Here is a 13,212-nt window from a genome sequence, read left to right as displayed (position 1 = left end):
TATAAAACAATAAAGCTACGGCGCTCGTTTTAGCGCCGTGCTAGAGCTTTACTGACAGCTGATAACTAAAAACTGAAAGCTTTTATTTACGGCGTCTACTAGGTGCTCTTTGCCCTGTAATACGTTTTTTATCTCGGTCTTTTCGCGACTTATTAGAGTTTTTGCGATTATCTTTGGGCTTTTTATTTAGATCCGGTTCATAGCCCGCTAACCACTGCGGCGTTAGACGAGTATCAAGCAACACTTCAATTTCTTCAAGTAACCACTGCTCGTCAAGGCTGACTAATGACATCGCTAAGCCTTGCTCGCCAGCGCGCCCAGTGCGGCCAATACGGTGGACATAATCCTCAGCTATATAAGGTAGTTCAAAGTTAATCACATACTTTAACGACGCTATGTCTAGACCCCGAGCTGCAACATCGGTTGCCACGAGTACACGAGTGGTACCTTCTTTAAAATCTTGCAGTGCTCTATCACGTGCACCTTGAGATTTATCACCATGAATTGACTGTGTTTTTAAGCCATCTTTACACATTTCTTTGGCGAGTTGATCGGCCATTTGCTTTGTGCGAGTAAAGATCAGTACTTGGCGCCAGTTTTTCATGCCAATCATGTGCGAGACAAGCTCACGTTTACGGTCTTCATCAACCGCGTAAATGATTTGCTCAACTTCTACAGCCGCAGAATTACGTTTATTGACTTCAACAAGTTTTGGATCTTTTAATAACTTTTTACTGAGCTCAAATACACTATCGTCAAAGGTCGCTGAAAATAGTAAGGTCTGACGATCACTGGGAACATGGCGCAATATACGTTTAATTTCGTCAATAAAGCCCATATCAAGCATACGGTCTGCTTCATCAAACACCAGTGAATCAACACTAGATAGTTTAATGCTGCCTTTGATTATGTGATCCAGCAATCGCCCTGGCGTTGCCACTACAACTTGTGCATCTTTCATGGCTTTAATTTGCGGGCCAATACTGGCACCACCATAAGCAAGCGCGCCTTTAATATCAGTACCTTGCGCGTATTTTTCAAAGCTAGCAAAGACTTGCTGAGCAAGCTCTCGAGTTGGTGTCAAAATAAGTACTCGAGCAGTACCTGGCTCATCTTTACTTGGTGTATTAAGTAATTTATGTAACAGAGGTAATACAAAAGCAGCTGTTTTACCTGTTCCTGTTTGTGCACTCCCCATAACATCATGACCAGCTAAAATCAGCGGAATAGTTTTTAGCTGTATCGCCGTAGGGGTATGATATTGATTTTGTTCAAGTGCATTAAGCAGTACAGGATCGAGTTTTAACTCAGAGAAAGTAGTCGCAGACATAAGTTTAGCTTTGTGTAACAAATAATGGCGCTATTGTACGCCCAAAGCGAATAACAAAAAAGGCGCTTTGCAGCGCCTTTCTAAGCTTGCTAAATGTTCAAGCTGGTTTGAGGGTTTCTTTTCGTTGGTTATAGAAGGTAATTAGATCATCCACCGTATCTTGGCAATATTGTTGAATACCTGATACCAACATGTGCTTTTCACCACAGCCGACTTTTACACCATTTTCTAACAAGTTAAAGCGCAAAGTGATTTTCCCACGCTTGCCTGTATATTCAAAACTCGGCTCTGCGTATTCTAACGTCGGTGCATGGATCTCTAATGTATCGAGATTAATCAACATTGACTCATAGATAATCATAGGGCGAGCTGGGTTGATCATGACATCTTGATTGCCCATAAGTGGAATAATAACATGCGGAAAAGTTGTACCTGAAAACTCAACATAATTTTTTATTAGACTATCGGTGAGTGTTTGGCACTGGCTAGTTATACCTTCGCGCTTAACCTTCAGCATGACTTTATCGCCACTGGTAATATCAAACTCATCTGCGCCCTCAGGGAAGTTGAGTTTGGTATTCTCATCAACCATGCCGGCAAAGGTAAATTCCATTTTTTCACTGATGCCATAACGACTTAATACCAATGAAAATAATAAATCTCCAGGCACACAAAAACGTTTTGCATCTTTATCATGAAGTGGATTGTAATCATCAGCAACGCACTTTGCGAAACGACACCCTTGTTCACGAGAAATAGAGACATAATCAGCATGTTGCTGATAAAAAGGACTTAACATAGTTGTTCACTGCTTAAACTGCTTATAACCTGCCTATTCTACCAGATAAAATTACAATAGAGGTCGAATCTGTTAAACTTTTGTTTCAGATACAAAAAAGCCGCGATATCGCGACTTTTTTAATGATTTATTATAACTTATAAACCAGCACGTTCTTTAATTGCTGGTATTAATGCAGAACCGCCATGACCATTTGCTTCGGCCCATGCTATATCTGCTCCATCTTCTAAAGAGCTTTTAGATAAGTTTTTCACAATATATTCACCGGTATCTACGGCATTACTGGCAACTGCATGACGTAGCAAGTTAAGACCATTACATTGTACTGCATCATAAATATTACGAATTTTTACACGTGAGCTTTTTAACTTATCACGTAAACGGTTTTTATCGTCCGCAGCTATGTATTCACAGATTGAAACAGCTAACTGATCATCCGCTTTTACTGGCGCGCTAAAAGCAACAGAACCAGAAATAACAGCTGCAGCAATAACGAGTGTTGATAATTTTATCATTGTAGACCCTTGTGTAATACTTTATAACTACCCTAGTTGTTTAATATTGTATCAACCTATAAGCCTAACCGCAATAATGTTACTTAACTTTATCCAATGTGACAAATTTATAACCATAAATATTGTTATCATCCGGTTGATTATACAGCTCTTCTACAACTTGCCAGTTTGCTGATTGTTCGTAATCAGGAAACTGTGTATCTCCTGCAACATCAAGATCAATAAACGTTAAATAAAGTGTATCGGCACTTTTTAAAAATTGTTGATATATATTCCCGCCACCAATCACCATTACTTCATCAGACTCACACACCAATGAAATAGCGGCCTCTGGGGATGCTACAACATCAATTCCAGCTGCAGTGTAGTCAGTGTTTCGGCTAATAACAATGTTGCGTCGACCAGGTAAAGGGCGACCAATTGACTCAAATGTTTTGCGCCCCATAATTACTGGTTTATTCATAGTAACCGCTTTAAAATGCTGTAAATCAGCAGGTAAATGCCATGGCATATTATTATCTTGGCCAATCACTCTATTTTTAGCCATAGCTGCAATCATTGAAATCTTCACATTAAAACCTAATACTTTTTTATTAAACAAGAAAAAAGGAGCACCAGCTCCTTTTAAAATAATTTACTTTAGTCTAACGCTCATAGACAACTTCAACGTCATAATCGTCATCATCCCAACTATCCCAGTCGTCGTCATCATTCTTCTTAGTGGCATCTTTATGATAAGTATCCCATTTGAATTCAACTTCTTCATCTTCAATTGGCACAAATTTTTCTTTTGGCATGCTATCGAGTAGCGTCATGATGTTATGAATTAATGGTTGAGTATTTAGCTTATTAATTGCAGAAATATGATAAATATTTTCAGTCTCGCCTAACTCTTCAGCAATTTGCTCACATAGCGCCTGTGCTTCATCTTCAGGTAATAAGTCTATTTTATTAAATACTAACCAACGTGGTTTTTCAGCCAGCTTAGGACTGTACTGGTGCAACTCATTGATGATCGCAAATGCATTATCTACTGGGTTTGAACCATCGGCAGGCATAACATCGATAATATGCAGTAATACACGGCAACGCTCTAAATGTTTCAAGAAGCGAATACCCAAGCCAGCGCCATCAGAGGCACCTTCAATTAACCCTGGAATATCTGCAATAACAAATGATTTATTTGCTTCTGGACGTACCACACCTAAATTTGGAATCAGCGTAGTAAATGGGTAATCAGCTACTTTTGGTTTCGCTGCCGATACACTACGAATAAAAGTAGACTTACCTGCATTTGGCAAACCTAATAAACCAACATCAGCTAATAATAATAGCTCTAGTTTAAGGTTACGTACTTCACCCGGTGTGCCTAATGTTTTTTGACGAGGCGCTCGGTTAGTACTTGATTTAAAACGCGCATTCCCCAAGCCGTGGAAACCGCCTTTTGCAACCAAAATTCTTTGACCATGTTGAGTTAAATCACCAAGACCTTCTTGGGTATCAACATCCATGATCCGAGTACCTACAGGCACCATCACATATAAGTCATCAGCCTTTTTACCGGTACAGTTACGACTGCGGCCATTAGTACCACGTTCAGCTCTATGAAAACGCTCAAACTGATAATCGATAAGGGTATTTAAGTTTTCATCAGCTTGTAGATAAACACTACCACCATCTCCACCGTCACCGCCGTCTGGTCCACCATCTGGGACATATTTTTCACGACGGAAAGATACGATGCCGCTGCCACCGTCTCCAGCTTCTGCGCGAATTTCTACTTCATCTACAAACTTCATGATTACTCACTTTAGGGATTGGCTTGTTAATTTCACTATTATATACCTAAGCCAAGCTGATTGCAGGCTTGGCTTAGGTATATATTTATTTTCAAAACAAAAAACCCCGCAAAGGCGGGGTTTTTTAAGAACCGATTCTGATTACTCAGATACGATGCTTACGTATTTACGGTTTAAAGGACCTTTTTGTTCAAACTGAACTTTACCATCTGCTTTTGCGAAGATAGTGTGGTCTTTACCGATACCTACGTTTGTGCCAGCATGGAATTTAGTTCCACGTTGACGAACAATGATGCTACCCGCTAGAACTGATTCGCCACCAAAACGCTTAACACCAAGGCGTTTGCTTTCTGAATCGCGACCGTTACGAGTACTACCAGCTGCTTTTTTATGTGCCATTTCTAAGTACCTCTAATTAAGCGCTAATGCCAGTGATTTTAACTTCTGTGAACCATTGACGATGGCCCATTTGCTTACGAGAATGCTTACGGCGTCTAAATTTAACAACCTTAATCTTCTCACCGCGACCATGTGAAACAACCTCAGCTGTTATTTTACCACCGTTTACGAACGGTACACCGATCTCGATTTTCTCACCATCAGCAACTAAAAGTACTGAATCAAATTCAACTGCTGCACCAGTCTCAACGTCTAATTTCTCAAGACGAATTGTTTGACCTTCAGTCACACGGTGCTGTTTACCACCACTTTGGAAAACCGCGTACATAATTAACTCCGTCTGTGCGCCCTCAAATCGACGCAACTAAAATATTATTCAATAGGGCGCGAAGTTTACGCTAATGTGCAAAAACTAGCAAGCCTGTTTTATTAATTAAATGAATAAAAAATAGCTGCATTGAAGGCGATTCAATATTTTCACCTATTTTATATTAAATTGGCATTATGCCAAGCCTTTTTAGCGTTTCATGACAAATAAATTACACCACGAACAAACACGCGCTAAGAATAAAAAACAACCATGTTGAATTACCGTAAATTTTCTCAAATATAAAAGTTATCTTTACTAATTAAGGCTAAATTAAGCTACTTAACCGTGTTTTTTCAGCGAATCGTCACAAACTGTCGAGCAAAGCTGTTTTTTGTTGTACAATCAGCCCCGTATACCCATTAAAATTGGCTCGGAGATCAATGGATATAAAAGCTATCCAGGCGTTAATCGAAAACGATATGAATGACGTCAATCAACTAATTTACGCGCAAATGCGCTCTGATGTAGCATTAGTCAATCAACTAGGCTTATATATAGTAAACAGCGGCGGCAAGCGTGTTCGCCCTATGTTGGCTATTTTAGCGGCTAAAGCACTTGGTTATGAAGGCAAAGATCATGTTACTTTAGCAACTATTGTTGAATTTATTCACACAGCTACATTACTGCATGATGATGTCGTTGATGAATCAAATTTACGCAGAGGAACACCGACGGCAAATGCTGAGTTTGGTAATGCAGCCAGCGTACTTGTTGGTGACTTTATCTACACCCGCTCATTTCAGCTAATGGTTGGTATTGGTAAAATGCAAGTTATGCAAATACTCGCTGATGCAACCAACGTGATTGCCGAAGGTGAAGTGCTGCAATTAATGAACTGTAACGACCCTGATACCACCGAAGATAGCTACATGCAGGTAATTTATTCTAAAACAGCTAAATTATTTGAAGCTGCAACAGGCCTTGCTGCGATTATTACCGAAAAAGACGACTCGACACTGCAAGCGCTTAATCTTTACGGTATGCATTTAGGAACCGCTTTTCAATTAGTGGATGACGTGCTTGATTACAATGCTGATGCTGAGCAGTTAGGTAAAAACATCGGTGATGATCTGGCCGAAGGCAAACCTACCCTGCCACTACTTTATGCTATGCGCCACGGTAATGCTGAGCAAGTACAGTTGATCCGTGATGCCATTGAGCACAGTAATGGTATGGACCACTTAGAAGCGATTCTAAGTGCCCTCAATGAAACCAAAGCACTTGAGTTTACGATGAATAAAGCCAATGAAGAAGCTGATAAAGCGATTGCGTGTTTATCTGTATTAGATGAATCACCGTATAAAGAAGCACTCGTTAGCTTGGCTCGTATTGCCGTTGATCGTAATCACTAATAAACACCTAATGTATAAAAATCCTTCGAGCATAAAAAAGCCTGCAAATGCAGGCTTTTTTTATCAATCGACTTAGCAATTAAGCGTTGATGAAATCAACACCTTCTTGGATGTCTTTTTTCAGCGTATCAAGCATGTCGTTTTTAGCTTGCTCTTCAAATGCGCTTAGTTCACCGTAAGAAAGAATTTCTTCTACGCCGTTTTTACCTAAACGTACTGGGTGTGCAAAGTATGCAGCATCGCCATTTTCAACAGCAACGTAAGCGTAATCTACAACGTCTTCACCTTGTAAGCCTTTAACTAAAGACATACAAAAACGTGCAGCAGCAGCACCCATTGATAATGTTGCAGAACCACCGCCCGCTTTTGCATTTACTACTTCAGTACCTGCATTTTGGATACGTGGAGTAAGCGCAGCAACTTCTTCATCAGTGAAAGTAACGCCTTCAACTTGAGATAGTAACGGAAGGATTGTTGTGCCTGAGTGACCACCAATTACTGGTACTTTCACAGTTGCAACGTCAACACCTTTAAGCTCAGCTACAAATGCTTCTGAACGGATCACATCAAGAGTGGTAATACCGAAAACACGTTTCGCGTCGTAAGTACCTGCTTTTTTGAATACTTCCGCAACAATTGGCACTGTGCCATTTACTGGGTTAGTGATAATACCCACTAATGCTTTTGGACAGTTAGCAACAATACCTTCTGCTAATGTTTTAATAATACCAGCATTAACATTAAATAAATCAGCGCGGTCCATACCAGGCTTACGTGGCATACCAGCAGGGATAAGAACGATATCACAACCAGTTAACGCTTGATCTAGTGCATCAACACCAAAGCCTGCAACTTTAACGTCTGTTGGGATATGAGAAAGATCAACAGCAACACCAGGAACAACTGGAGCAACATCATAAAGTGATAATTCAGAACCAGCTGGTAAGCCTGTTTTTAATAATAAAGACAACGCTTGGCCGATACCGCCAGCAGCACCTAATACAGCAACTTTCATTGGAATTCTCCGTAATTTGAGGTAGGAAATATTTGTGGCTCTAAAGATAATGAAATTAACGACTAAAGACAAATTTATCCTGCTTATTTCACATATAATTTAGACCATAGTTGTAAACTTGCTGGTTTACAGCACTAAAATCCATCGCAAAAGCAAACAACTACTGCATAAGTATGCAATATTGTGTACAATTAGCGCATCACTTATGAATAAGAACCTATAATATGCAACCACAAGATAAACAAGAAGCATTAGTAAAGGCCTTTAAGGCACTTTTAAAAGAAGAAAACTTTGGTTCACAAGGTGAGATTGTTGACGCCCTAAAAGAGCAAGGCTTTGATAATATTAGTCAAAGTAAGGTGTCGCGGATGTTAAGCAAGTTTGGCGCGGTACGCACTCGTAATGCCAAACAAGAAATGGTCTATTGTTTGCCTGCTGAAATGGGCGTACCTACAGCGAAAAGCCCATTACGTCAGTTAGTGATTGATATAATGCATAACGAAATGATGATCATTATTCGAACCAGCCCAGGAGCTGCACAATTAATTGCTCGACTATTAGATTCATTAGGTAAAGCAGATGGCGTACTAGGCACCATTGCTGGTGACGATACTATTTTTATCGCTCCAGCTAAAGTATCTGAAATTGATGTAACTCTTGAACGCGTGCGTATTTTATTTGATACGGTATAAGTCTACCGATTCAAACTTTTTACAGCTGCTTTAAAAAGTTAATTGATGGGGCAAAAAACGCAGACCCCATATCGGCTTGAGTAAAATCAAGCCAATGATCGTAGCAATCGCCATCACCTAATCGACTTCGTAATACTTGCTCAAATGCATTTCCCTGTGCTGCATAACTAATCGCTAATATACCCTGTTCGTAAACGTCACCATAAGGCATGTTTTGATTTAATTGCAGTGGTTGCCCTTGCTCATCTTTTAACTCAGTGCGTACAGCATGACTATTTTCAGTCGCTGGCATAATCAAGGTATTATCTAAGCGAGTGCGTCCCATTATTTGTTCTTGCTCACTCAGTGGTAGGTTTTGCCACACACTTAAATCATGCTTATAGCGCTGTATATGTACGTAACTGCCTTGATCTTCAAAATGGTTGGGGTTATTGATTAACGCTGTGATGCGCTTTTGGCGACCATGAGGAGTGTCACCACCGAGTATAAAACCGTTAAAATCGCGACCATCTAAAAATCGAAAGTTTCGCACTTGCTCAACCAATTCAACATCGGGGGCAAATAACTTGAGAATTTGCAAAGCAAATAAATGGTTTACATCTTCCCTATCGGAACGAATTTGGACAAATAAATCAAAAGGCTGAGCCCCCATAATATGATCATTATGAGTAATATTAGGAAAGCTCTGTAATTCACTAGGCAGAAATTCAGGCAGAATGTGCGGCCAGTACTGTGCCCCCACAGCAACTAGGCTGGAGAGCATCGATTCAGAAAACTGATCTGAAAACTCATCTTGGATAGCGCTAACGTATTTTAATTTTTTGCGTAATGACTCATCGTGGCCATCAAATACATTAAAAAACAAATGTAAACCGTGCAAGTTTGCTTCAGCACAAATTCCAGATTGCGCTTGCGCCATGGTATTTCCTTAACTCAAAGTCTCATACACGGCGTTTTTAATGAAATTAAAAATACTAAAACACTTAATCTGCGAAAAAGTTAACCGTGTGTGGTGTTATTTTTATTGTCACCTACTCATTTGCTAAAATGATTGGCCCAACTAAGCAGCAACTTCAATTTATTGTCCATCGAGCATAACCTTATACACAAAATGCAGAACAACAAAACGATGATTTAAAATAGTCACCGTATTTGCACTACAGCCTTGTGATTGAAAAGGTATTAACTCAAGATGGTATGGGCGAACATAAAGTTACCCAACTTGCTTTACTCGACGATAAGTAACTAATGACTCAGCCCCCGTAAGCATTACTATATTCAGTTGCTGTTAATACATCTGCACCTAAGTATATGCCCTGACCAAGAAATTCTGCAACTACCTTTGAGCTTGAAGCGCTAAATAGCGGCTCAAACGTGTCTTGTTGAGCAATTTCCCCACAATTCATAGCCGCTTATTTATCGGCAAGTCGCATTTATTTTAAAGAATTACAAAGCGCCTTAATAGATATTGGTTTTTAATCATTTAAGGGATATATGCAATAAACTTAAACCATATACGATTAGAAATCGTCTAAGCAACACTACAATTACATCCACTATTAAAGGCAACCACGCCCATAATGGAAATCACTTGTGCGATATATCTCACGGTTATGACAGCTATTGAGTATAAAGCATCATAAAAAAAGTCTAAAAATAAACTAACCACATGAAATATAATAACTATTATTAAATTTCAAAATAATGACTGTATTTTCGTTACTATTTTTAGCCTATTTTGTTTGCAGATACTCTCTATACTTACTTCATCGGTTAAGCAGTGACGCTTAAATGAGTAAACGGACAAGGAATGATTACTCATAAACCTCGAATTAAAGGTTACGTTAGGAAAAAATGGATTCACGGACAGGCTCAGGATGAGTAGCACTAAGGATAGTAAATATACGGACAGCGTCAAGATGATGCGAAAAGGAATAACAACAGGGCTCGCAAGAGAGTTGTTAGACAGGATGTTATAAAAGCGGACAGATGGACAGGCCCTGAAGGGTATCACAATGGAACTGTTAACTAAGGGATAGCATCAGGACGATGCGTAAAGGACCGGTAATAGAGATTACCAAAAAGGATAAAAAGGAAGCACATAGGACAGAGGCACGGATAGCCTATATCACGCAGAACGAATAAGTAACAGTGTGATCACATGGATTAGTAAAGTTTAGGAGTTGATTAAGTTCAATTGCAGGATGCAAAAAATTAGAAGATTCCGCAAGCGCGACTAGCGATAGTTCGCGCTTTTCTTTTGCCCAAAAATACCCTCTGCTTAACTACTACTTGCCAATTAACTCGCTCATTAATACTCTCGCGTCTAATCTAATACGTTATTGATTGTGTATAAGCGATGACTTCTCTAAAATAGCGCGCTCATAAATCATTGAGGTCGGCCGTGTTAATTAACTACAATCCTCCATTAGATCCGTATTTAACCATTTTATTTCAAGATGATGATTTACTGATCGTCAACAAGCCCAGTGAACTTTTGACTGTGCCGGGAAAAGATCCTAAACACGCCGATTGTTTGATAGCTCGCGTTAACCGTGTTTTTCCTACGGCAAAAATAGTTCACCGCTTAGATATGGCAACCTCTGGAATTATTTGTTTAGCAATGCATAAAGCGGCTCATCGTCATTTAAGTATGCAGTTTCAAGAACGCCAAACTGCAAAGCGCTATGTTGCACGAGTGTACGGTAAACTAGAGCCATTAACGGGATCAGTCAATTTGCCGCTGATCTGTGATTGGCCAAACCGCCCTAAGCAAATGGTTGATCATGACAAGGGGAAGCCCTCTTTAACTCATTACACTGTACTGGAGCATGAGCTGCACGCCACTCGTGTGGAACTTACCCCTATTACCGGACGCTCACATCAATTACGTGTGCATATGTTGTCATTGGGACACCCTATTTTAGGCGATAGGCTCTATGCTCACCCTGATGCACTGGCTGCTGCCCCGCGCTTGCAATTGCACGCACAAATGCTACGGCTCACTCACCCGGGAACAGCACAAATTATGACTTTTGAAGCTGAGCCAGAGTTTTAATTACGAGCTTAAAATCACACTAAACTTTTTGCTGTACACGCCGATAACAACTTATTGATTCATCGTGGTGGTTTATATGGCTATCGGCAAACAGTTTAAAGTATGGCAATTAATTAGTTTGGTTTCTGGGACTTTCTTGGCCATGCCAGCCCAAGCAGCCGACTTTATTGCACCCACACCATGGTCAACAATCAGCAGTAATGATTTATCACGCCTAATGCCGCAAGATGAACTAAAACCGCTACTCGCTGGTGATACTGAGTTTTTAAGTTTATATCGCCAACACATGAGTGCCCAGCAGCGCGGTGTGGTATTGATTATCCCTGATTGGCAACACTTACCTACCAATAACAACGGGCTCAACTTTTTACGCACGCAACTTAACGATTTAGGCTATGCCACAATTGCCATGACGGTACCCGATATTGATTGGCAGGCAGCGCCACCTGCGGATGAAAGTGAAACAACTGAACCTGCAGCGGCTAAGCAAACTACAAGTTCAGACAATGGCGAACCATCAGCTGACACAGCCACTCCTGTTGTACATGTTGATGCTATCGCTCATATAAGCAATGCGATAATAGATAATTATAAACTCAACTTAATTGCACGCTTTAATGCGTTGTATCAAAGTGCATTGGATGAAGATGGGAAAATTGTTGTTATTGCACAAGGTGCCTCTGCGGGAGTATTGCTCGAACACTATGGCGAATATCCAAATACCAACATAGATGCATTTGTCAGCCTTAGCAGTTATTTACCAAACAGTAAACGTAACCAACAACTTAACGCGATTATATCGACTATTAGCCCGCCGTTATTGGATATTTACTACAACATAGATAACCCGGACTTACTGCTGAGTGTGGCGGATAGAAAACGCTGGGTTAAACGTCACAGTAAATATGATTACCGCCAACGTGAGCTGTTTGGTTTGCGCTCTGAGCCTGAGCAACATGAGCGCTTGACCAAAGAAGTAGACGGGTTTTTACGCCGCCTTTTTTAAATATTCGTAAGCGGCTTGAATATCTTGGCTTTTCTTGACTGCCAGTTCCATCATATGTTTAGGTAAACCTTGAGAAACTAATTTATCAGGATGGTGCTGCGCCATTAATTTACGGTACGCTACTTTTACTTCTCGTTCACTCGCCTCATTATTTAGCCCCAGCAAAGCCAGCGCTTGAGTACGGCTCATGCCACTATTTGGCGGTACATGATGCCCTGAGCCTTCACGATAACTGCTGCTTTGCCCTTGTTGACGTTGTTGCTGCTGTTGATAGCGTTGTTGTTGCTGACGAAATGAAAATTCAGCTTGGTAACGTTTAAGTACAAATGCAAAGTGAGTTTTAGAGATCCCTAATAACTTACTTACCTCTTGGAGTAGCTCCTTTTCTTGCGCAGCTAACACCCCATCAGAAAACGCCATTTGGATTTGAATTTCTAAAAACAGTTGTAATAAATCATGGCGACGAGCAAAACGCTCTTTAAAATCGAAAACAGTTTCTTTTAATGAAAAATCAGCGTCTTTTCCCGTTTTAAACGCATCTTGTGCCTCTTTGCGATCATCACCAGTGAGTCCCATTTCATCCATAAATAAACTGGCAGCACGGATGTGGGTTTCGCTTACGCGGCCATTTGACTTAGCAATGTGCCCCATTACTCCAAAACAGCTGGTAAAAAATAACGCTTGGCGCTGATTAATATCATCATCGCCTTTAAATAAGCTTGAAAAGCCGCCGGCTTTATCAAAGTTCTGCTTTAAACTCTTGTCAAACATATGGCCCAGGTATAAGCCTATAAATAAGCCTATAATACGCCCAAACATAAAGCCAAAGCAGGCACCTAAAATTTTACCCCACATGAGGCGCTCCTATTATATGTGA

The 13,212-nt window shown here is 40.3% G+C and carries 14 protein-coding genes; 4 read left to right on the top strand and 10 right to left on the bottom strand.

Translation table 11 applies throughout. From position 1 onward, the window contains the following. Nucleotides 1-82: 82 nt before the first annotated feature. The 7 genes from H5187_RS04710 to rplU all read right to left on the bottom strand — a co-directional run bounded on the left by H5187_RS04710 (nucleotide 83) and on the right by rplU (nucleotide 5,170). Complete coding sequence (locus H5187_RS04710; RefSeq protein ID WP_182717146.1) at nucleotides 83-1,330, bottom strand: DEAD/DEAH box helicase; 1,248 nt, start codon at nucleotides 1,328-1,330, stop codon at nucleotides 83-85. 97 nt (nucleotides 1,331-1,427) lie between these two features. Then, nucleotides 1,428-2,129 carry a DUF3581 family protein gene (locus H5187_RS04705; RefSeq protein ID WP_182717147.1) on the bottom strand — a complete coding sequence of 234 codons (702 nt, stop codon included), beginning with the start codon at nucleotides 2,127-2,129 and terminating at the stop codon, nucleotides 1,428-1,430. A gap of 137 nt (nucleotides 2,130-2,266) precedes the next feature. After that, nucleotides 2,267-2,644: a DUF3718 domain-containing protein gene (locus H5187_RS04700; RefSeq protein ID WP_145235479.1), complete on the bottom strand. Its 378-nt coding sequence runs from the start codon at nucleotides 2,642-2,644 to the stop codon at nucleotides 2,267-2,269. A 79-nt stretch (nucleotides 2,645-2,723) separates the two neighbouring features. Beyond that, nucleotides 2,724-3,215 (bottom strand): type 3 dihydrofolate reductase, encoded by a 492-nt coding sequence (gene folA / locus H5187_RS04695; RefSeq protein WP_182717148.1) that lies wholly within the window; start codon nucleotides 3,213-3,215, stop codon nucleotides 2,724-2,726. 73 nt (nucleotides 3,216-3,288) lie between these two features. Further along, complete coding sequence (cgtA, locus tag H5187_RS04690; RefSeq protein ID WP_182797586.1) at nucleotides 3,289-4,443, bottom strand: Obg family GTPase CgtA; 1,155 nt, start codon at nucleotides 4,441-4,443, stop codon at nucleotides 3,289-3,291. Nucleotides 4,444-4,584: 141 nt separating this feature from the next. Then, on the bottom strand, nucleotides 4,585-4,842 hold the full coding sequence (rpmA, locus tag H5187_RS04685) for a 50S ribosomal protein L27 (RefSeq protein WP_064665557.1): 258 nt from the start codon (nucleotides 4,840-4,842) through the stop codon (nucleotides 4,585-4,587). A gap of 16 nt (nucleotides 4,843-4,858) precedes the next feature. Next, a complete protein-coding gene (gene rplU / locus H5187_RS04680; protein ID WP_006794538.1) occupies nucleotides 4,859-5,170 on the bottom strand; it encodes a 50S ribosomal protein L21 in 312 nt (103 codons plus the stop codon). Nucleotides 5,171-5,592: 422 nt separating this feature from the next. Here rplU and ispB point away from each other — a divergent pair, with 422 nt between their 5' ends. Beyond that, entirely contained in the window at nucleotides 5,593-6,564 is a 972-nt protein-coding gene (gene ispB, locus H5187_RS04675; protein ID WP_145235474.1) for an octaprenyl diphosphate synthase, read from the top strand. 79 nt (nucleotides 6,565-6,643) lie between these two features. On the opposite strand, the gene mdh is transcribed toward ispB, so the two are convergent. After that, entirely contained in the window at nucleotides 6,644-7,579 is a 936-nt protein-coding gene (gene mdh, locus H5187_RS04670) for a malate dehydrogenase (RefSeq protein WP_145235472.1), read from the bottom strand. A gap of 224 nt (nucleotides 7,580-7,803) precedes the next feature. Here mdh and argR point away from each other — a divergent pair, with 224 nt between their 5' ends. Next, nucleotides 7,804-8,271 carry a transcriptional regulator ArgR gene (gene argR / locus H5187_RS04665; RefSeq protein ID WP_145235470.1) on the top strand — a complete coding sequence of 156 codons (468 nt, stop codon included), beginning with the start codon at nucleotides 7,804-7,806 and terminating at the stop codon, nucleotides 8,269-8,271. A 19-nt stretch (nucleotides 8,272-8,290) separates the two neighbouring features. Here argR and H5187_RS04660 read toward each other — a convergent pair whose 3' ends face one another. After that, a complete protein-coding gene (locus H5187_RS04660) occupies nucleotides 8,291-9,190 on the bottom strand; it encodes a Dyp-type peroxidase (protein ID WP_182717149.1) in 900 nt (299 codons plus the stop codon). Nucleotides 9,191-10,675: 1,485 nt separating this feature from the next. On the opposite strand from H5187_RS04660, the gene rluA reads away from it, so the two are divergent. After that, nucleotides 10,676-11,329: a bifunctional tRNA pseudouridine(32) synthase/23S rRNA pseudouridine(746) synthase RluA gene (rluA, locus tag H5187_RS04655; RefSeq protein ID WP_182739817.1), complete on the top strand. Its 654-nt coding sequence runs from the start codon at nucleotides 10,676-10,678 to the stop codon at nucleotides 11,327-11,329. A 76-nt stretch (nucleotides 11,330-11,405) separates the two neighbouring features. After that, nucleotides 11,406-12,335 (top strand): DUF3530 family protein, encoded by a 930-nt coding sequence (locus H5187_RS04650; RefSeq protein WP_182783696.1) that lies wholly within the window; start codon nucleotides 11,406-11,408, stop codon nucleotides 12,333-12,335. Here the strand turns inward: H5187_RS04650 and djlA are convergent. After that, nucleotides 12,318-13,190, bottom strand: a complete 873-nt coding sequence (djlA, locus tag H5187_RS04645; protein ID WP_182717152.1) for a co-chaperone DjlA — start codon at nucleotides 13,188-13,190, stop codon at nucleotides 12,318-12,320. The two genes, H5187_RS04650 and djlA, sit on opposite strands and share 18 nt — an antisense overlap. Nucleotides 13,191-13,212 lie beyond the last annotated feature (22 nt).

The organism is Pseudoalteromonas sp. SG44-1 (assembly GCF_014164315.1).
Classification (GTDB): Bacteria; Pseudomonadota; Gammaproteobacteria; order Enterobacterales; family Alteromonadaceae; genus Pseudoalteromonas; species Pseudoalteromonas rhizosphaerae.
The sequence above is the reverse complement of the archived record's forward strand: the minus strand, read 5'-3'. Positions and strand labels throughout refer to the sequence as shown.